Below are 20,677 nucleotides of genomic sequence, written 5' to 3'. Positions count from 1 at the left end.
GGCACCGCAGCGCGCCACACTCAGGGAACCGGCAGCTGGCCCACGGCGCTTCGAAGACACCTGCCTGCCGCGTATCATGCGCACTCTTTCACTCCAGGACGGACACATGGCCGTACGCACGCTCAACGAATTTCTCGCCCATTCCAAGGAAAAGGACGTCAGCCCCGATCCGTTCGAACTGGAAAACCCGCATCTGCTGGAAGTGCGCCTCAACGGCATGGTGTGGTCCAAGGCCGGCGCCATGGTGGCGCGCACCGGCACCGTCAAGTTCACCCGCGAGGGGCTGCTGGAACAAGGGCTGGGCAATCTGCTGAAAAAAGCCGTCAGCGGCGAAGGCATGCAGCTGATGAAGGCCGAAGGCCAGGGCCGCGTGTATCTGGCCGACGTCGGCAAGCTGGTGACGCTGCTGCGCTTGAACGGCGAGGCGATCTTCGTCAACGGCAACGATGTGCTGGCGTTCGAGTCGGGTGTCGAGCACAAGATCACCATGATGCGCAAAGTGGCCGGCATGTTGTCGGGCGGGCTGTTCAACGTGCGCCTGAGCGGCCACGGCATCGTGGCGATCACCTCGCACTACGAGCCGCTGACCCTGCCGGTCACCGCCGCCAGCGGCCCGGTGTTCACCGACCCCAATGCCACCGTGGCGTGGTCGGGCACGCTGACCCCGGAGCTGGTCACCGACGTGTCGATCGGCACGCTGTTCGGCCGCGGCTCAGGCGAAAGCCTGCAGATGCGCTTCGCCGGCGAAGGCTGGGTGGTGGTGCAGCCGTACGAAGAAGCCAGTTTTCAGGCCAAGGGCTGATACAGCGCGCCCCGTAGCAATCAGCAAGGCGCATCGCCTGGTCGCACGCTAGGCAGTTTTCCAGTAACGACACGGTGCGCGGTGACAGCTGCGCACCCCAGCCCCCTGTAGGAGCGCACCTGGGCGCGAGGGACTTACCGGTAACGCCACGTCGCGCCCGGGTGCGCTCCTACCGGTTTATGGCTCTGATGCGTTACACCCAGCCGCGCTTGCGAAACCACGCCAGCGGAATCACCACGCTCAGCGCGATCACACCCAGCGCCCAGAAGTACGCATCGTGTGCTTTGAGCTCGGGCATGTAGGCGAAGTTCATGCCCCAGATGCCGACCAGCACGGTGGGCGGGATGCCGACCACCGACGCCACCGCCATCACCTTCATCACGTTGTTCTGGTCCATGTTGATCATGCCCAGCACGCTGTCGAGCAGGAACTCGATGCGGTCGTCCATGTGCTGCTGGAATTCGCTCAAGGTGGTCAGGTCCTTGTGCAGCAGGGTGATGCGTTTGGCCGCATCGGCGCCGAACCAGTCCGGCGTGGCGCCATCCAGATAGGTGACCAGACGCAGCAGGCCCTGCCCGGCGTTGTGCAGACCGCCGAGCTGGCGGCCCATGCCGCCGACCTGGTGCAGCATGCGTTCCAGATCCTTGGTCTTGTGCGGGTTGTCGAATACCAGCCGCGTGGTGTCGGTGACCGCCGCTTCCAGCGCTTCCAGGCGGTCTGCCAGCCGCCCGACCAATTGGTCGAACATGCGCAGCAGCAGGTCGTCCGAACTATGGCAGGGCGCGTGTTCCAGGCGCGCGGCCAATGCCTCCAGCGAGCCGATACGCTGCTCGCGCTGGGTTACCAGCATGGTCGGCGACAGCGCAAACCCCAGCGGCGCGGTGGGGCCGTCGTCATCCTGGAACCGCGGCACATTGAGAAACAGCACATCGCCCTGGCGGCGCACCCGGCTGCTGAATTCGATCTCGCCAATCGCCGCGCGATCGGGCAACGCAAAGCCGACCTTTTCGGCGGCTTGCGCCAGCTCCTGCGGGCTCGGCTGGCACAGGTCCACCCAACAGCCCTGCGTGTGGTGAGTTCCGGCAATCGGGTGGATCGTGATCATGCGGCAGGCCGTGGCGATGGATGGCCGCGAGCATCCGGCCCCGCTCCATCGGCGTCAACGCCACCCCACACGCACACTCAGCTGCCAGTGGCCTACATCGTGGCGACGTGCAGCCGCGGTGCGGCCCGGCGGTACAGGGCTGTTGCGCCGCGCACCGATCGAACCCGCAAGGCATTCGGCAGTAAACGCCACGGTGCGTACACTGGCAACGCAATGCCGCTCGGGCACTGCCGGCATGCCGGAGCGCGCCGGCAGTGTCGCGCCTCTGCTCAGGCGCGCGCCTGCCGCCCCTTCACCGCATACCCGATCGCCAGGATCAAAAACCACACCGGGCTGGCCAGCAACGCCTGCCGCGTGTCGGCCTGCAACGTCAGCAGCACGATGACGAAGGCGAAGAACGCCAGGCACACGTAACACATCAACACACCGCCCGGCATCTTGAACTGCGAGGCGGCGTGCTGCTCCGGCCGCTTGCGGCGATAGGCGATGTAGGCGCACAGGATCAGCGACCACACGAACATGAAGAGCACCGCCGACAACGTGGTGACCAGCGTAAATGCAGTGACCAGGTTCGGGATCAGGTACACCAGCATCGCGCCCAGCAGCAGGCAGACGCAGGAAAACAGCAGTCCACGTGCCGGCACCGCAGCGCGCGAGAGCTTGGCAAAGCCCTTTGGTGCATGCTGCTCTTCGGCCAGGCCGTAGAGCATGCGGCTGGTGGAGAAGATGCCGCTATTGGCCGACGAGGTGGCCGAGGTCAGCACCACGAAGTTGATCAGGCTGGCCGCGGCCGGCACACCGGCCAGCACGAACAGCTCCACGAACGGGCTCTTGTCGGCCACCACCTGCCGCCACGGCGTCACCGCCATGATCGCGACCAGGGCCAGCACATAAAAGATCAGGATCCGCACCGGAATCGAGTTGATCGCCTTGGGCAGATTGCGCCGCGGGTCGGCGGTTTCTGCAGCGGTGGTACCGACCAGCTCGATGCCGACAAAGGCGAACACCGCGATCTGGAAGCCGGCAAAGAAACCGCCAATCCCCATCGGGAACATGCCACCGTCGTTCCACAGATTCGACAGCGAGGCCACGTTGCCCGACGGCGAGCGGAAGCCCCAGGCCACCAAGCCGGCGCCGGTGATGATCAATGCGGCGATGGCGATGATCTTGATCAGCGCAAACCAGAATTCCATCTCGCCGAACAGCTTCACCGTCACCAGATTCAATGCAAGCAGCAACAGCACGCAGGCGATGGCCGGTATCCATGGCGCCAACCCGGGAAACCAGAACTGCGCATATGCAGCGATCGCGATGACATCGGCAATGGCGGTGATGATCCAGCAGAACCAATAGGTCCACCCGCAGAAGAACCCGGCCCATGGCCCAAGCAGATCGGTGGAGAAGTCGATGAACGACTTGTACTCCAGGTTGGACAACAGCAACTCGCCCATCGCGCGCATCACGAAGAACAGCATCGCGCCGATGATGAGATAGACGAACAGGATCGACGGCCCGGCCAGACTGATCGTCTTGCCCGAGCCCATGAACAGCCCGGTGCCGATCGCCCCACCGATCGCGATCAACTGTAGGTGGCGATTGGACAGGCTGCGTTGCAGATGATCGGGCGCGGACGGAACGGACATGGGCACGGCACCGGCAAGTGAACAAGCCGTCAAAAATACGAGATCGCGTCGGCTCGCACCAGGGGTCTGACTGGAGTTGCCTGCATCGAAAACGAACCGGCCCACTCACAATTAGCGGCACGCCCCATGATGGTGCGCAGCGCGACCCGCTCGCATGCCGGCATGGACTGCATGCAGCGGCTCAACCGATCAATGCCGCTCGACGTCCAGCGTTTTCGGGTAGCTGGTGCCAAGGCCAGCATCCACCCGGGCGACGCCAGCGTCACACGTCGAAGCGATCCCGACCAGCGCATCGCCGCGTCGGTCCCCCGTCCACAGATCCCTGTGATTGGCCTGCGCGGCGACCGACACTTCGGCAGCACTCCCAGGCGGCGCCCACCGTGCCCGTCACGACGATGATGGTGCGGCATCTCGCACAAACAGCGATCCCCGTTCCAGTGCGACAGTTCGCTGTGTATGCCCGCGCCCTCGCGCACGCTTCCTTGACTGGGCGCACGGACCGCGCCGGGCAATCGCTGGTTTCCTGCGCAGCCACCACCCAGGAGACTTACATGCAATCACGCACCCACCTATTGCTCGCCCTCGCGCTGCTCGCCCCGGTCACATCGCTGGCCATGCAGGTCGACTCGCGCGGGCAGCTTGTCGATGTGCAGGGGCGGGTGTTGCAGCTCCGCGGCGTGACCTGGCCGGGATTCGATCGCAGCACGCTGGTGGCGACCGGCTTGCACAGCCGCACACTGGCGCAGCTGCTGGACCAGATGCAGGCGTCGGACATCAACGCCGTGCGCCTGCCCGTTTGCGCCGCGGCGCTGCACGGCAGGCCGGTGCCCGCTGCGGCAGTGGCCGGCGACCCGGCATTGCACGCGCTCAATTCTCTGCAACTGCTCGATGCAGTGGTGCGTGCCAGCAGCGAACGCGGGATGCAGGTGCTGTTTGCCTTTGCCGATGGCGGCTGCGACGAGGAGGCGCCGCAACTGGGCAGCCATCCACAGGCGTGGACACGCGATCTGGTCACCCTCGCACGCCGCTACGGCAACCACGCCGGCGTGATGGGCGTGGACCTTGGCAGCAGCGGTTATCGCAACGCGACCTGGGCGGGAAGCGCCGCAGCGTCGGACTGGAACCGCGTAGCCTCGCGCGCCGCCACAGCGGTGCTTGCGCAGGCGCCGCGCTGGATGGTGGGTGTGGAAGGCGTCGGCAGCAACGCCGTGTGCAGCGACACCGCACGCAAGGCCGCAGGCAGCAATCTGCAACCGCTGGCCTGCGTGCCCTTGCGTATTCCGGCGCGGCAGCTGGTACTGATGCCGAAGCTGGCCGGGCCCGATCGTGATGCGGCCGAGGCGTTTGCGGCACCCAACTTTGCGCAGCTGCTGCCCGCCACCTGGCAACGCGATTTCGGCACGTTTGCAGTGGACCATGCGGTGATCCCGGTCAGCATCGGCGGCGGCCTGGGCGATGGCGATCCGCGCGATGCCGCATGGCAGACCGCCCTGAGCAGCTATCTCTCCGGCAGTGGCATGCGCAGCGCATTTCTCGGTCGCTGGGAGGTGGGCAATGCCAACAACGGTGGCCTGCTCGGGCCGGACGGCAGCCCGCGTGCGGACAAACTGCAGGTGCTGCATCGTGCGTGGGGCATCGACCCTGCAGCGGGGTCGGTTGCCTCGGCAAAGGCTGCCGGCACGAAAGATGCCAGCAAGGCAACCGCCTGGAACGGCACCTTCACCGGCACGGCCACGTACACCGGCTCCGGCTACTCCGGCGGCGCGCTGCTGCTGGACCCGATCCCGGGCACCGCCTTCATCACCGCGCTCAACCCGACGCAGCTGAACTTCGGCGGCGTCAAGGCTGCGCTGGCCGGCGCCTACCTGGAAGTGACCGGCCCCAAGGGCAAGACCACCGTCTATGTGACCGATCTCTATCCGGAAGGCGCCTCCGGCGGGCTGGATCTGTCGCACAACGCGTTTGCTGCGATCGGCAACATGGTGGACGGGCGCATCCCGATCAGCTGGAAGGTGGTGCGCGCACCGGTGAGCGGCAACGTGCAGTACCGCATCAAGGAAGGCAGCTCACGCTGGTGGGCCGCGATCCAGGTGCGCAACCACGCCTATCCCGTGGTCAAGTTCGAGGTCAAACAAGGCAGCACATGGAAGAGCCTGCAGAAGACGGACTACAACCATTTCCTCGGCGAACAGCTCGGCAATCAACCCCTCTCCATCCGCATCACCGACATCCGCGGTAAGGCCATCCTCGATACCATTCCCGCGCTCTATGAAGACGGCAGCCATCCGGCGTATTTCCAGCCGGGCCAGGTGCAGTTTCCGTAGCAACTTGCGTACCGATCGATGTGTCTCGTTGTTCGTGCAGAAGCATCGGCACAGCGGTGATCCACGTGGTCAAGCAACTTCTGCATGGCCGTGCGTGACGCAGGTGGACGCGACGCAGAGAGTGCAAGCCAACTGATGCAGTGAGTGCACGCCAGCGTTAGCTAGCGCAATCCAGCCTCGGCGCATCTAGCGAATGGCACTCCGGCCAACCATCGCCAACACGGTGCAGACCGCAATGCAAAAGCCCTTCTCCCACCGGGAGAGGGGTTGGGGTGAGGGTACGGCGGCCACACCGGTCACGCACATTACGCAGCCTCAATCACGCTGGTACATCCCATCGCATTCATTCAAAGCATGCGCGCTCCAAAGCAATGCAATGCAATGCAATGCAGTAGAGCTAAAACCGCACACTCAACGCACGCCATACATCCACACCGTGCGCACTACTCAAGCACTCACCAATCCATCAACCACCAGCCAACCCACCCCCCACACGTCCCGGCAGCGCCTGGTCGTCATCCTGTTCAAGGTCACCAACTTCATCGCGCAGGCCGCCTTTCTGCGGCGGCTGCTCTTCCAGAGGAGTCTGCTCCTCATTGGTATCCGGATCCGGTGTGCCGTGGACCGACAGACCTGCCGCGAACGAGGTCATAGGCCGCGCGGTGCGTGGATTGAGATGCATGTCTGACTCCTTGCGGTTGACGGTAGCGACAACGCTAGGCCGCACGGTGCTACCGGGCTGTGAGCCGGCTGGTGGCGTTCGTGACGCCTTGTTGACGCGTCCCGCCCAGCGCAGTGTTCCTGCAGCGCGCACGCCGCAGCGTATTTCCCTTCAACGACGATGACTGCCGGTGCTGCAGGTCACCGCTGCACAGTGGCCCGGCGACAGAGCTCCGCAGCACGCCAGCCTCACCGGTCGTGCCACCGCTATCATGCGCACTCACCTCCGAGGCAACGCCATGCGCTACTGCGTCCTTCTCGCCGTGCTGATGACCATCGGCAGCACGCAGGCGGCCACGCCCACGTCCCGCCTGGATGCGGTACTGCAGGCCGGTGTGCTGCGCGTCTGCACCACCGGCGACTATCGGCCGTACTCGCTGCTGCGCGCCGATGGCCGCTTCGAGGGCAGCGATATTGCGCTGGTGCAGTCGCTAGGCGACAGCCTGCAGGTGCGCGTGCAATTCGTGCAGACCAGCTGGCCGACGCTCCTGCCCGACCTGCTGGCCGATCGCTGCGATATCGCGGTGGGCGGGATTTCGGTGACCTTGCAACGGCAGCGCCAGGCAAGCTTCAGCGCGGTGCTGGACGTGGATGGCAAGATCCCGCTCGTGCGGTGCGCAGACCGCAAGCGATACCGCACCATCGAGCAACTCAATCGCCCCGAGGTCCGCGTGATCGAGCCGCCCGGTGGCACCAATGAAGCCTTTGCGCGGCGCGACCTGCCACGCGCGCAACTGCGCCTGTTTGCCGACAACACCGCCATCTTCCACGAGCTGCTGCATCAGCGCGCCGACGTGATGATCACCGATGCCTCCGAAGCGCTGTACCAGCAGGCCAGGCTGCCGGGCCTGTGCGCCATCGCCCCCAAACAGCCGCTGCAATACAGCGAAAAGGCCTTCCTGCTACCGCGCGACGACCAAACCTGGAAGGCCTATGTCGATCAGTGGCTGCATCTGAGCAAGGCCAGCGGCGAGTATGGGCGCATCGTTGCCGCCTGGCGGGAATAGGGAATAGGGAATAGGGAATAGGGAATCGGAACAGCAGTTGGATCCGACGCCTTTGGCGGTGCTCTTACGAATCCCGAATCCCCAATCTCCAATCCCCGCCCTCAAACGATCTTGGTCCGCCGCCACCACCTGGACACCTGTTCCTCGCGCACCAGGGTGAACAGGCCGGCGCCCAGGATCAGCGCGATACCCACGCCCATCGGCCAGTCCAGATGATCGTGAAACAGCAGGTAGCCGAAGGCAATCGCCCATAGCATCTGGCTGTATTGCGTAGGCGCAACCACGCTGACCGGTGCCAGCCGCGTGGCGTACATCATGCAGATGGCGGCCAGCCCGGCCAGCAGGCCGTAACCGGCCAGCAGCCCCCACTGGTACAACGTGGGCCACACAAAGCTCGGCAACATCATGATCCCGCCCATCACCAATGGGCCGATCACGCCGGCGCCATACAAGGTCAGGCGCTTTTCGCTATGTCCGGCCATGCGCAAGGTGATCACCGAGATGGCGCCGACCAGGCCGCACACGATCGCTGCCACATGCCCATGGGTGAGATGGCGAAAGCCCGGCCGCAGCACGATCAGCACGCCGATGAAGCCGACGATCACCGCCGACCACCGCCGCCAATGCACCTGTTCCTTGAGGAAGATCACCGACAGCACGGTGACGAAGATCGGCATCAGGAAGATCAACGCAAAGGCTTCGGCCATCGGCAAGGTGGTGAAGGCGATCACCGAAGTGAGGTTGCCGATGGCCCCGGTGAAGGCGCGTAGCAGCCACAGTGCAGGCTGTTTTGCCATCACCAGCTCGCGCAGCTGGTCGTCGGGCTTCTTCAGGAAAGGCACTGCCAGCAGCATCAGCAGGGCACCGAGAAACAACACCTCGTAGACCGGCAAGGTGCCTTCGAGCAGCTTCACGAACGCATCGCTGATCGAATAGGCCGCGTAACAGGCGAACCCCAACAACACACCCTTCAGCATTGCCGATACTCCACGGTTGACGCCGATCGATGCGGGTATCGATACGGACGGCCCGCAGTATGCGGTGCGGGATGTGTCAGCGGAACCGCGCGCAAGCACCACGCAGTGCTCGCTGCGTTCGGCCGGGTGCGGCCGGGCACGCATTGGCAGCAGCCGTGCAGCGCACTGCGCGGCAGCGGTGCACTCCCGGGCCGGCACATGCCAGCACCGCAGCGATCCCGCAGGATGCAGGCGGTGGTCTCTCTCACGTTGGCCCTCCTCGCCAACCTGCCGGGCCATGCCCGGAAGCACCAGGTCGGTTACGATGCCAGCCCTCTGCGCGCCGCCTCGCGCAGCGCCCGCCCTCCATGTCCCTGCCAGCCGTGCCCCACTATTCCGGACCCTTGCTCGCCCTTTCCGATGCCCAGGCCTTGCTGGCCGCGCGTGGCGCCGGCCGCGTCGCGTGGACGGGGTCGCTGGATCTGGGCCGCAGCACCGGGACCGCGCAGCTGGATGCGCAGACCTGGCAATGGCGCGGCCGGGGCTACCCGTATCCGGGCAAGCTCAAGGACCGCACGCTGTACTTCTGGGACGGCGACGATTTCGCGCCGATCTCGCGCTTCGACAGCGCACTGATCAAGCTGGTGCCTACCCAATGGGGCGCGCCCACCTTCGAGATCGACGGCATCAAGATGCTGCCGTCGGCGCAGCTGTCGCCGTTCGAGGATGCGTGCCGCAAGGTGGCGCTGGTGAACCCGCGCGGCAAGAGCGTGCTGGACACCTGTGGCGGCCTGGGCTACTTCGCAGCCTGCGCGCTGGAAGACGGTGTAGCGCAGGTGCGCTCGTTCGAAAAGAACGCCGACGTGCTGTGGCTGCGCACGCTCAACCCATGGTCGCCGGACCCGGAGGCTGCCGCTGCCGGCGGGCGGCTGCAGCTGGTGCATGCCGATGTCGCGCAGCAGATCGCCACGCTGGCGGACGATTCGGTCGATGCCATCCTGCACGACCCGCCGCGCTTCGGCATTGCCGGCGAGCTGTATTCGCAGGTGTTCTACGACCAGCTGGCGCGCGTGCTGCGCCGTGGCGGGCGGCTGTTCCACTACACCGGCGCGCCCAACAAGCTCACCAGCGGGCGCGATGTGCCCAATGAAGTGAGCAAGCGCCTGACCAAGGCCGGGTTCAGTGCGCAGTTGGCGCTGGATGGCGTACTCGCGACGTTGCCGGCCCGGCGCTAGCCGCACCATCACCCATAGCGTGCGCAATCTGCGCGCACCACGCTGACATGGCGGCCGTCAGGACCGCCTGCAGCAGCCATCGCCGTCGCAACAGGCGAGTGCCGCCGCTGCACGCACGCTCCAGCCCTGCACGGTGGCACGCTGCCGCGGCGGCGAGCCGCTGCGACGCCTGCCCAAGCGGCGAGCCTGCTCATGGCCGTGCGGTGTACGTGAGCGTCCAGATCCAGCGCTGACCGCAGCGGCCCGCAGGGCAGGCATCGGCCTCGACCCGTGACGCAAGGCCGCCGCGCGCGTGGTGCAACGGCCGGCCTGCCTCAGAGGTTCAGCACACCGCCCATTGATCGCGCCCGGCCGTCTTGGCGGCATACAGCGCCAGATCGGCCTGACCGAGCAGCACATCCAGCCCGGTGGCCGGGGCCACGCTAACCGCCCCCATGCAGAAGCGCACCGGCTGCTCTGCCGGCAGGCCGGGGATCTCGATCGCGGCCACCGCATTGCGCAAGCGCGCAAACACGGCCGGAATTTCATCCGGCCTGCAGCCCGGCAGCACCAGCAGGAATTCTTCGCCACCCAGCCTGCCCAGGCGGTCCTGCGCACGCAGTGCCAGGGTCGACGCGCTGGCCAGCGCCTTGAGCACCGCATCGCCGATGGCGTGCCCGTGCACATCGTTGATCAGCTTGAAGTGGTCCAGGTCGATCAAGGCCAGCATGCACGGGGTGTGCGCACGCAACGCCTGCTCGATCTGCTGTTGCGCTTCGGCGCGGATGGCGCGGCGATTGGGCAGGCCGGTGAGTTCGTCGCGCATGGCCAGGCGCGACAGCTGCCGGCGATGCCGCGCCCCGAAGGCCAGCACCACCAGCGCCCCAAGCAATAGCAGGCAGGCCGCGCACAACGCGATCCACAGCGCGCGCTGGCCGGCTTCGCGCGCCTGCAATGCCAGCTGCGCGGTTTCGCTGCGGCGGCGCAACTCGGCGTTTTCCGCCTCGCGGCGCGCATCTTCGTAACGCGCCTGCAGGCGCAGCATCACCGTGTCGCGCTGGCGCTCCAGGCTCTGCGCGCGCAGTGCGTTGGCACGCTGCAGCTCCTGGTATGCCTCGGCATGCCGGCCTTCGGCCGCCAGTGCCTGGGCGATGGCCTCGACCAGCTCTGCACGCCGGCTCAGGGTCAGGTTCGGGTCGTCCGCGTCCCTGGCCGCGATGATTGCGCTGCCCAGGCTGGCGGACTTCAGCGCGATCAATGCCCGCAGCAGCACCGTGTGGCACGCGGCGACCCGGCCGACATTGCCCTGGGACTGCATCACGGGCAGCGCCTCGCGCGCCATGCTCAGCGCCGCCGCGGCATCGCCGGTGTCGATCAATGCCTCGCTGGCGCTGGTCAGCGCCGCCGCCACGCCGGCCTGATCGCCCAGCTCGCGGCTGAGCGCCAGCGCGCGCCGGAAATGCAGCAACGCCGCTGCCGGCTGCTGCTGCGCCAGCGAGGTACCGTATTCGTATTCGATCAGGCTGCGCTGGAAGCGCGCCGGCTGGCCCTGCAGGCGCGCCAGGGCACGCTGCAGGTAATCCTGCGCGTCGGTGTCGTCGGCAACCCGGCCGGCCACGCGGCTGGCCAACGACCCGAGCTGGGTCAGCCCGTCCATTTCCAGACCCAGCTGATGTTCGCGCACGGCGCACTGGTAGCTGGTCTGCGCGGCGCTCCAGGCCTCGTCGCTGCTGCCGGAAGCCAGCATGCTCCACATGTCCACGGCTTCGACTTCGCACACCAGATCGCTGCGCCCCAGCGCGCGCGCCTGCTGCCGCAATGCATTCAACCGCGCCACCATGCCGCGATTGGGATTTTCGCGTACGTCGCTGAGCGCCTGCACGATCTCCAGCCACAGCCGCGCCTGCGCGGCGTTGCCGTGCAGTTGGTCCAGCAGGCCACGCGCCTGCGCCAGCGCCGCCTGTCGCGCGTCGGTGTCTTCCAGGGAGATCAGCACCCGGGCCTGCGCCAGCTGCGCCCAGAACTGCGCATCGCTGTCGCCATCGGCGCGCGCCCGCTGCAGCGCCTGCCGGGCGATCTGCAGGGCCTGCATCGGGTCGTCGAGCGTGGCCGATTCGATGGTCTTCCACGGCTGCGGCTGCGCCCAGCCCGGTGCACTGAACAACAGCACCATGCACGCAGTGAGCACACCTCGCCAGGCGGTCGCGGTCCTGCTCAACCGGTGCTCACGGTCGCTGCGGACCAGACCGCATGCGCAGCGCGCCCATGGCACTACACGTGGCAAGACCCGTGGCCCGGCCCGGGCTGGCTGTTTGCGGCGGCATCTCGGGCACTCCCTTGGTCTGACAGCGGTGGAATCCGGTGAGCCGCCTGCACGGCGCGCTCGATGTCTTGCGGCTGCAATGATGACTGGCAGACACGGCAGGTCACGTGAGCGCGCAGCGGGGTCGAGCCCGTTATCGGCCGCGTTGCGCACGTCTTGAATCGGGCTGCATGAATCGGTTGGGCGCGGCCCGCGTGCACATGACGGCCATGGCACACCGGGTGGCCTGCTGCACACGGTGCCCGAGGTTCACTGCGCAGATCGAGGTCACTCACCGGCTCGTCCGCACGCAGCCGAAGGGGTGTATCGCCGTTGTCGTTGGCTGCCGTGCGGTGCGGCAGGCCTTACGCTCACGCGGTGCGTCCTGCCGGCCAGCTGACACGATCGACATCGGCGATGCCGCCGGCCGCCACGCGCCACCTCGCGCGCCATGAAAACCGCCACACCCAGGCCACGTAAACTGCGCCACGGCGACTGCCGCCATCGATCCTGGAGACACCGTGACCTGCCCCCTGCCCCGCCTGCTCACGCTGCTGGCCATCGCCCTGCTGTCGGCCTGCGCCACCCAGGCGCCGCGCGCACCGCAACGCTCGCCGGAGGCGGTCAAGGCCGACATCGCACGGCGCCTGCCGGCCAACCTGCCCGACCGTGCCGGCTGGGCCAACGATGTCTACGTGGCGCTGTCGTCGCAGGCGCTGGACACCAGCGCCGAGCACATCTGCGCGGTGCTGGCGGTCACCGAGCAGGAGTCCACCTATCAGGCCAATCCCACCGTGCCCAACCTGGGCAAGATCTCGCGCGCGGAAATCGATCGCCGCGCCGGCGCGCACCACATTCCCGCCTTCATGGTCGATGCGGCGCTGCGCATCACCTCGCCGGACGGCCGCAGCTACGCCACCCGTATCGCCGCCGCCCGCACCGAGCAGGAGCTGAGCCGCATCTTCGAAGACTTCACCGGCAGCGTGCCGCTGGGCGCGCGCCTGTTCGACGGTCTCAACCCCGTGCACACCGCCGGGCCGATGCAGGTGAGCATCGCCTTCGCCGAACAACACGCGCAGCGCTACCCCTACCCGCCCGGCGACTCGATCCGCCACGAGGTCTTCAGCCGCCGTGGCGGGCTGTGGTTCGGCACCCAGCATTTGCTTGGGTACCCGGCCACCTACGACAAGCTGTTGTACCGTTTCGCCGATTTCAACGCCGGGTGGTACGCCAGCCGCAATGCCGCCTTCCAGGCGGCGCTGAGCAAGGCCAGCGGCATCTCGCTGGCACTGGATGGCGACCTGCTCACACCCGGCGCCAGCCTGGATGCGCCTGGCGGCACCGAACGTGCCACACGCGCACTCGCCAGCCAGCTGGCAATGAACGACCGCCAGATCCGTCGCGCCCTGGAGGCTGGCAACACGCTGGAGTTCGAAGACACCTCGCTGTACCGCGAGGTGTTCGCCCTTGCCGACCGCACTGCCGGCGCGCCCTTGCCGCATGCGGTGCTGCCCGGCATCACCCTGGACAGCCCCAAGATCACCCGCACACTCACCACGGCGTGGTTCGCCCAGCGGGTGAACGAACGCTGGAAGCGCTGCATGGGCAAGTGAGCCGCTTGGTGAAGTGCTGGCCGGCAAGCGCGGCAGCAGCGCTCATTGCCTGCGCCTTGCCTGCGGCAGGCTGCGCCATCGCGTGATTGCAACGGCGCCCACCATGCGAAGCACCGGGCGCCCCACCCAGCGCGGTGCACGCGGCGCACACGCTGGCAAGCCGCACAGGCGCGTCGCATCGCCACCATCGCTGCGTGCACTGCGGCGCAGCGCCGCCGTCCCGGCAGGCACCCGCACGGCGACCGGCGCTGCCGATGTCTCGCCTGCCAGGCCGCCCTGGCCGGCATGCATAGCGCACTGGCCTGTGCACCGGCACGACTTCTGGCAGAGGCATGCCCCGCCCCCGGCCGATAGCATCGGTCGGTCGCGCTGACCGTGGTCGTGCGCGCCCTTGTCCCGGAGAGTCCTACATGCCCACCCCGTTGCCGATGCGGCACCTGCTCGCCCCCCTCGCGCTGGCTGTGTCACCGGCCATCGCCAGCGCGCAAGCGCCCAGCGTCACCGAGGCCGACTACGCGCGTGCCGAACGCCTGATCAACCATCTCGCACAACCACTGCTCGACCATGCCCCCACGCGCGTCACCTGGCTCGATGCCACGCATGTGGCCTATGTCGATCACGATGCCAAGGGCAACCGCGTGCTGCAGCTGGATACCGCCACCGGCAAGACCGCGCCGCTGTTCAAACAGGCCACGCTGGTCGCTGCGCTCAACACGCTGCTCAAGACCGGCGACAAACCGCTCAAGGCCGACACCTTCGCACCGGTGGTCAAGCGCACCGCCGATGGTCGTTACCGCCTCAGTGTGCGCGATACCGCCGTGGTCTGCGATGCGCGGGCGCGCTGCAGCAAGCTCTACACAAAGGACAACCCCGAACCGGGTGTGCTGTCGCCGGATAAACGCAGCGAAGCCTTCATCCGCAACTGGAACCTGTGGGTGCGCGATCTGGCCAGCGGCCAGGAAACCCAGCTCACCCGCGACGGCGTGGAAAATTTCGGCTACGCCACCGACAACGCCGGCTGGCAGCACAGCGACAACGCCATCGTGGCGTGGTCGCCGGATTCGCGAAAGATCGCCACCTTCCAGCAGGATCAGCGCAAGACCGGCGACATGTACCTGGTCAGCACCAAGCTCGGGCATCCGGAACTGCAATCCTGGAAATACCCGCTGGCCGGCGACAAGGACGTGACCATGATCGAGCGCGTCATCATCGACGTGCCCGCGCGCAGCGTGCTGCGTCTGAAGCTGCCGCCGGATCAGCACCGCTCCACCTTGTGCGACGACGTCAGTTGCTCGCCGGGCCTGTGGGACGACGTGAAGTGGGCGCCGGACAGCAAGACGCTGGCGTTCGCCTCCACCTCGCGCTTCCACAAGCAGACCTGGCTACGTATCGCCGATGCCGGCACCGGCGCCGTGCGCACCGCGTTTGAGGAAACCGCCAAGACCTATTACGAAAGCGGCCAGGTCGCCGCCAACTGGGCCTATCTGCCAGCCAGCAACGAAGCGATATGGTTTTCCGAGCGCAGCGATTGGGGCCAGTTGTATCTCTACGATCTGGCCACCGGCAAACCCAAGCGCGCCATCACCAGCGGCGAAGGCAACGTCACCGAGCTGTTGCGCGTGGACCCGGTGAGCCGCACTGCATGGTTTGTCGGCGTCGGCCGCAGCCCGGGCGTGGACCCCTACTACCAGCAGCTGTGGAAAGTGAGCCTGGACGGTGGGCAGCCGGTACTGCTCACCCCCGAAGCAGCCGATCACAGCATTGCGCTGTCACCGGATGGCGCACGGTTTGTCGACACCTATTCCACCTCGGTCACCCCGCCGGTCACGCTGCTGCGCGATGCCGGCGACGGCCGCACCGTCAGCACCATGGCCACTGCCGACATCACCCGCCTCAATGCCGCCGGCTGGGTGCCGCCGGAACCGATCACGGTCAAGGCACGCGACGGCAAGACCACGCTGTACGGGCTGATGTTCAAGCCCAGCAACTTCGACCCGACGCGCAAATACCCGGTGATCGATTACGTCTACCCCGGCCCGCAGACCGGCTCGGTGCGCGGCCGCAGCTTCCTGGCCGGCCATGGCGACAATCAATCGCTGGCCGAACTCGGCTTCATCGTGGTCGCCATCGACGGCATGGGCACGCCGTGGCGCTCCAAGACCTTCCACGACACCTGGTACGCCAACATGGGCGACAACACCTTGCCCGACCAGGTCGCCGGCTTGAAGGAACTGGGCAAGCGTTACCCGTGGATCGATCTGGACCGCGTCGGCATCTGGGGCCATTCCGGCGGCGGCAATGCGTCCACCGCGGCGATGCTGCGCTATCCGGACTTCTTCAAGGTGGCCTGGTCGGAAAGCGGCAACCACGACAACCGCGGCTACGAAGACGACTGGGCCGAGAAGTATCACGGCGAGCACATCGTCAACGCCGACGGCACATCCAACTACGACGACCAGGCCAACGCCAACCACGCCGGCAAACTCAAGGGCCGGCTGATGCTGGTACACGGCACCCTGGACGACAACGTGCCGCCCTACCTCACCCTGCTGGTGGCCGATGCCTTGATCAAGGCCAACAAGGACTTCGACATGCTGATGCTGCCCAACGCCAAGCACGGCTATGCCGACCTCACCCCGTACGTCGCCCGCCGCCGCTGGGACTACTTCGTGCAGTACCTGCTCGGCGCCACACCACCGGCGCAGTACCAGATGAAGCCGATGCCGAAGGACTGAGCGGTGCTCACGCACAGCTCAGTCGGACGCCAATGCAGCGTCGTGCAGACCACCAATGGCCACACGCCCAGCGCGCTATGGCGCTAGCGCTCAGCGGTACACACTGCCGATACCTGCAGGTACCGATTACGCTGCAACGGCAGCCGGCGTATCGCTCACAGCCGACGCGTTTCAGCTGCCGGGCTGGCGGAAGAATGTGGTCGCCCACCCGCATCCGCCAGCCCGGTCACGTGCTCACCCATCCATGGCGACCCGATGGACGTGACTCGGCACCGCAGCCACCTCATCCATCCACAAAATGCAAATCGTCAGGCAGTGGCGGCGTTGGGAATCGTCGCTGTGGCGGGGGTTGCCTGGTTGTATTTGATCGAGGCAATCGTATTGCACAGTCCCACCAAGGTCTGCCAATCCTGGTTGGCGGAATTCAGGTTCGACTGAAGCTGTGGCAAGTTCAAATTGGTGACGTTGCCGTTGCAGTTGGTCAAGTCCGTCAGCACGGTGTTCAACTCGGACTCAAGTTCCTGCCAGACTTCCAATACCAGGGCAATCTGCGTGCTGGCCGCTTGCGAAAGCGCGATCAATCCATTGACCTGGTCATTCAGCACCGCCAGGCTGGCCGCCTGCTGGGTCACAGCATTCATATTGCTGTTGTCGGCCTCTACCTGGCTCTTCAACGCCTGAATCTTGTTCGATGCGATGACCATCGTGGTGATCAGCGCTGCTGCGGCGACGATCCCGAATGCCAAGCCGATCCCGAATGAGAAAATTGCAATCACCGCGCCAGTAAAGAAGGCGACACCTGCGGCAATCGCAGATGCCGTCTCAACGGTTTGCCAATGGCTGATTTCCGACTGCAGCGACGCGATATCGGCCTTGAACGCAGCGATCTTGGCCTGATCCACCTCCTGCTCCTTGGTCGAATCAACGACTGCCTGCGTCAGCACTGCCGCATCGGAGGTCAGGTTATTGCTGAATGTGGTGATGGACTGCTGGACATTCACCGCGCTCTGCGTATAGGACGTGATTTGGGAGATCATGCTGCCGAACTGAGACTTCAGCGCAGCAATCGCAGCGGCATTGGTCGGATCGTTCTGCAGCACCGCCACCAGGGAATTGATGGTGGACATGCTGACATTGAAGGAAATGCCATAGCCCGCAATCGAGTTGGGGATACTGACGAGATTGGTCGCAATCGGATACCAGCCATTGGCGTGAATCTGTGCATCGCTGAACGCTGTCTGGAACGTGCTGTACCACGTGGGCGAAGGCGAGATCGTTGGCAACTGCGTATTGCCGATGCCCAAGACATAGGCCATGACCGCATTATTGGCATTGAATGCGTTTGCAAGTTGCTGATCGATGGGCAAGGGATCGTTGGAGACGGCAGCCAATACACGCGAGGTACCGATCGCACTCGCGATGCTGGTCACCTGCGGGGCCGAACTCAGAGCAAAGGGAAAAAACGGCTTCTTCTGCGCTTGCATGGATCGTCTCCTGATGCTGTCAACCACTGAATCGAGGAATGTCACCGCCAGATCCGGACCGCTGGTTCTCGGATCCAGACGTTCTGTTTACGTCACCTGGGTGTGGTCCAATGGATCCGTTCGCCTTGGGTCCATGCCGGATTGCGACCACCGATGCCCGAACCCGGACGCGTTGGACGCTCCATCAACGCTTGCCATTGAACACAGCCACTGCCGGCCTGCTGCCACACCGGGACAGCACCAATGATCGATGCTCTCGAGAACGCGGCCGTGCTATCTGCGAAAGCACCGAGTGCCCGAGAACCCCAGCATCCCCGAACCGATGCGCACCGACCCGTCGATTTGTCTCAGCCGGCACATCGTCCGGCAGGTGCAGGCTCTACCACGCCGATCGCCAGTGGCGTCCATAAACAGCGGATGCGCTGGTCGATCACCTCCACTGCAATGGCGATCACGCCGCATCGGTGTTCGCCCCGACGCGCTCAGCCGACAGTTCGCGTCGGCACACCCAACAGACCGATACGCCGGAACCACATCTCCAATGGCACCGTCACCAGCGGCGGCGCTGCGGCCAGCAGGCTCAGTACCCAGGCCCACCACGGCCAGCGCAGCCGCAGCGCGGCAAGCACGCTCACCGCCAGATAGAACAGGAAGGCCGCGCCGTGCAGGCGACCGAACAACCAAACCACCAGCTCGGTGCTCTGCAAGCCGTACTTGAGAAACATGCCGAGCAACAGGCCGGCCCAGGTCAGTCCCTCGAAAAATGCAGCCAACGCAAACAGCCGGCCAATCGGCGACAACGCAGAAGACGCACGCATGCAACACTCCAGTGGACACAGGGATTGCCGCGACGCGATGGCGGCGGCGACGCCCGCTGGCCCACCGAGTTTACAGGTGGTGACCGCAGCGGGTGCCGGTGCACTGCTGCCAAGCGTCCGAGCCCACTCCTGCAGTGCATCTGGCTGGAGCAACGCACCAGTTGCCCGTCCAGGCAATAATGCAGGTCTTGTTGTCCTCAGGCCCGCACCATGCGTCTCGCCCTGCTGCTCTCACTCCTGCTCGCCTTGCTGCCCGTCACGGCATCAGCCCTACGCGTCCACGAGGGCGACCTGCTGTTCGTCACCGCCGCACGTACCGGCCTCAGTGGTGCGATCGACGATGCAACCGCAAGACCGGGCGCGCCCAGCTTCGACCATGTGGCACTGGTCGCGCACGAAGGGAACACGCAGATCGTCCTGCACGCCGACGAACAGGGCTCGCGCCAGCAGTCACTGCGCACGTTCATCGACGAGGCGACCGCCAAGCATCGGCAGATCATCGTGTATCGCCTCACGCCGGAGCATCGCCCTGCCATTGCAGACGCCGTCGCCCAGGCGCGCCGTATGCTCGGCAAACCCTACAACGACACCTATGTGCCGAACGAAGACAGCTATTACTGCTCGGACTTCATCGAGCGCGCGTTCCGGGCACATCATGTCTTTGCGCTGCAACCGATGAACTTCAAGAACCTGCAGACCGGCAGGATCTCCCCATACTGGACGGATTTCTACCGCAGCCGCGGCATGCAGGTTCCGCAGGACGTACCCGGCAGCAACCCGAACGATATGGCGCACGCACCAGCGCTCGCCGTGGTCGGACAATTGAACTGAGATGCGCGATCAAGGTGTCGAGACGCAGCCGGTGAGCGGCGCGGCGCGCTGGTCTCAGACGCCGGGCACGACAAGAGCGCGGCGTCTATCGCGTATCTGCGTGAGCAGGTGTTGCCCTTCATCGCGCAGCACTACCGCACTGACGAACAGTGGCGCCTGTATCTTGGTCATTCGTATGGCGGCCTGCTCGGAACCGAGATCCTGCTGAGCACACCGCAGATGTTTTCCGGCTACATCCTGGGCAGCCCGTCGTATTGGTACGGCGCGCATGTCATGGCGCAGCGTGAAGCTGCCTACGCCACCACCCACACCGATCTCCCCGCGCAGCCTACCTGTATGTCGGCGAGTACGAACAGGTGCGTTACCACAAGAACTACGACATGGTCCCCGACGCACGGCGCATGGTGCAGACGGCACGCAACCGCCACTATCCGTCGCTGCGGATCGACCTCGATGTGCTCAACGACGAAGACCACCTCAGCGCGGCTCCACGCGGCGCCACGCATGGGCTGAAGACGCTGCTGGGCACCGCAACCGCGCAGCGCGCCCCCCCGCTGAGCTGACGACCCAAGGTTTGCCCCCCCCGACTTCCGGCACATGGCGCAATTACAACAGCGCTTATATATTCGTGTCATGAGCACGCCCTCACCCACACTCGGTACCCTGGTCCGGCATCTGATCGAGTTGCTGGACGGCGACCTGGAAGCGGTCTATGCAGCCTCGGGGCTGGCGTGGCGGCCGCGCTATACGCCGGTGTTGCGCGTGCTCATGCGGCTGGGGCCCGTTTCCATCAAGGTGCTTGCGCAAGAGATCGGCATCACCCATTCCGCCGCCAGCCAGACCGTTGCGCAGATGGTCAAGCAACGCTTGGTCGCCCTCAAGCCCGGTACGGATGCGCGCGAGCGCATCGTGGTGCTCACCGCCAGGACCAGGCAGATGATTCCGGCATTGCAACGGCAATGGGCGGCCACCAATGCAGCCGCCGCACAACTGGACGCGGAGCTGTCCGTTCCCTTGTCTGCGGTGCTTGCAGAGGCCATTGCCGCATTGAACCAACGCTCCTTCGCCACCCGTATTTCCGCGGCAGCGACCGCACCTGCCCCATAGCCGCAGCATCCACAAG

The 20,677-nt window shown here is 65.7% G+C and carries 15 protein-coding genes and 1 pseudogene; 9 read left to right on the top strand and 7 right to left on the bottom strand.

The features are described from left to right. Positions 1 to 106 precede the first annotated feature (106 nt). Entirely contained in the window at positions 107 to 802 is a 696-nt protein-coding gene (locus ACCQ10_RS03360) for an AIM24 family protein (RefSeq protein WP_039410723.1), read from the top strand. Between the two features lie 193 nt (positions 803 to 995). Here ACCQ10_RS03360 and ACCQ10_RS03355 read toward each other — a convergent pair whose 3' ends face one another. Both ACCQ10_RS03355 and cycA read right to left on the bottom strand, forming a co-directional pair. After that, positions 996 to 1,907: a CorA family divalent cation transporter gene (locus ACCQ10_RS03355; protein WP_372362221.1), complete on the bottom strand. Its 912-nt coding sequence runs from the start codon at positions 1,905 to 1,907 to the stop codon at positions 996 to 998. Positions 1,908 to 2,176: 269 nt separating this feature from the next. Next, entirely contained in the window at positions 2,177 to 3,550 is a 1,374-nt protein-coding gene (gene cycA, locus ACCQ10_RS03350; RefSeq protein ID WP_372362220.1) for a D-serine/D-alanine/glycine transporter, read from the bottom strand. Between the two features lie 551 nt (positions 3,551 to 4,101). Here cycA and ACCQ10_RS03345 point away from each other — a divergent pair. Next, positions 4,102 to 5,874 carry an expansin EXLX1 family cellulose-binding protein gene (locus ACCQ10_RS03345; protein WP_372362219.1) on the top strand — a complete coding sequence of 591 codons (1,773 nt, stop codon included), beginning with the start codon at positions 4,102 to 4,104 and terminating at the stop codon, positions 5,872 to 5,874. A 466-nt stretch (positions 5,875 to 6,340) separates the two neighbouring features. On the opposite strand, the gene ACCQ10_RS03340 is transcribed toward ACCQ10_RS03345, so the two are convergent. After that, entirely contained in the window at positions 6,341 to 6,556 is a 216-nt protein-coding gene (locus tag ACCQ10_RS03340) for a hypothetical protein (protein ID WP_039410732.1), read from the bottom strand. Positions 6,557 to 6,833: 277 nt separating this feature from the next. Between ACCQ10_RS03340 and ACCQ10_RS03335 the strand changes: the two genes are divergently transcribed. Continuing rightward, positions 6,834 to 7,601 (top strand): transporter substrate-binding domain-containing protein, encoded by a 768-nt coding sequence (locus ACCQ10_RS03335; RefSeq protein WP_372362218.1) that lies wholly within the window; start codon positions 6,834 to 6,836, stop codon positions 7,599 to 7,601. A gap of 101 nt (positions 7,602 to 7,702) precedes the next feature. Here the strand turns inward: ACCQ10_RS03335 and ACCQ10_RS03330 are convergent, their stop codons facing one another. After that, positions 7,703 to 8,578, bottom strand: a complete 876-nt coding sequence (locus ACCQ10_RS03330; protein WP_039410735.1) for a DMT family transporter — start codon at positions 8,576 to 8,578, stop codon at positions 7,703 to 7,705. A gap of 347 nt (positions 8,579 to 8,925) precedes the next feature. Between ACCQ10_RS03330 and ACCQ10_RS03325 the strand changes: the two genes are divergently transcribed. After that, positions 8,926 to 9,792 (top strand): class I SAM-dependent methyltransferase, encoded by an 867-nt coding sequence (locus tag ACCQ10_RS03325; RefSeq protein WP_372362217.1) that lies wholly within the window; start codon positions 8,926 to 8,928, stop codon positions 9,790 to 9,792. 322 nt (positions 9,793 to 10,114) lie between these two features. Here the strand turns inward: ACCQ10_RS03325 and ACCQ10_RS03320 are convergent, their stop codons facing one another. After that, positions 10,115 to 11,944: a GGDEF domain-containing protein gene (locus ACCQ10_RS03320; RefSeq protein WP_228888896.1), complete on the bottom strand. Its 1,830-nt coding sequence runs from the start codon at positions 11,942 to 11,944 to the stop codon at positions 10,115 to 10,117. Positions 11,945 to 12,594: 650 nt separating this feature from the next. On the opposite strand from ACCQ10_RS03320, the gene ACCQ10_RS03315 reads away from it, so the two are divergent. Next, positions 12,595 to 13,686 (top strand): DUF1615 domain-containing protein, encoded by a 1,092-nt coding sequence (locus tag ACCQ10_RS03315; protein ID WP_372362216.1) that lies wholly within the window; start codon positions 12,595 to 12,597, stop codon positions 13,684 to 13,686. 410 nt (positions 13,687 to 14,096) lie between these two features. After that, positions 14,097 to 16,421 carry a S9 family peptidase gene (locus tag ACCQ10_RS03310; protein ID WP_372362215.1) on the top strand — a complete coding sequence of 775 codons (2,325 nt, stop codon included), beginning with the start codon at positions 14,097 to 14,099 and terminating at the stop codon, positions 16,419 to 16,421. 308 nt (positions 16,422 to 16,729) lie between these two features. On the opposite strand, the gene ACCQ10_RS03305 is transcribed toward ACCQ10_RS03310, so the two are convergent. Both ACCQ10_RS03305 and ACCQ10_RS03300 read right to left on the bottom strand, forming a co-directional pair. Then, positions 16,730 to 17,905 carry an HBL/NHE enterotoxin family protein gene (locus tag ACCQ10_RS03305; protein WP_372362214.1) on the bottom strand — a complete coding sequence of 392 codons (1,176 nt, stop codon included), beginning with the start codon at positions 17,903 to 17,905 and terminating at the stop codon, positions 16,730 to 16,732. Positions 17,906 to 18,387: 482 nt separating this feature from the next. Further along, positions 18,388 to 18,723, bottom strand: a complete 336-nt coding sequence (locus ACCQ10_RS03300; protein WP_372362213.1) for a DUF3817 domain-containing protein — start codon at positions 18,721 to 18,723, stop codon at positions 18,388 to 18,390. Positions 18,724 to 18,933: 210 nt separating this feature from the next. Here ACCQ10_RS03300 and ACCQ10_RS03295 point away from each other — a divergent pair, with 210 nt between their 5' ends. From ACCQ10_RS03295 to ACCQ10_RS03285, 3 genes and pseudogenes are all read left to right on the top strand, one after another. Then, positions 18,934 to 19,554, top strand: a complete 621-nt coding sequence (locus ACCQ10_RS03295; protein ID WP_372362212.1) for a YiiX/YebB-like N1pC/P60 family cysteine hydrolase — start codon at positions 18,934 to 18,936, stop codon at positions 19,552 to 19,554. 60 nt (positions 19,555 to 19,614) lie between these two features. Then, a pseudogene (locus ACCQ10_RS03290) lies at positions 19,615 to 20,117 on the top strand (alpha/beta hydrolase); the annotation flags it as partial. Between the two features lie 70 nt (positions 20,118 to 20,187). Then, positions 20,188 to 20,661, top strand: a complete 474-nt coding sequence (locus ACCQ10_RS03285; protein WP_372362211.1) for a MarR family winged helix-turn-helix transcriptional regulator — start codon at positions 20,188 to 20,190, stop codon at positions 20,659 to 20,661. The last annotated feature ends 16 nt before the right edge of the window (positions 20,662 to 20,677 follow it).

It is taken from the genome of Xanthomonas sp. NCPPB 1325 (assembly GCF_041477645.2).
Classification (GTDB): Bacteria; Pseudomonadota; Gammaproteobacteria; order Xanthomonadales; family Xanthomonadaceae; genus Xanthomonas; species Xanthomonas cannabis.
The sequence above is the reverse complement of the archived record's forward strand: the minus strand, read 5'-3'. Positions and strand labels throughout refer to the sequence as shown.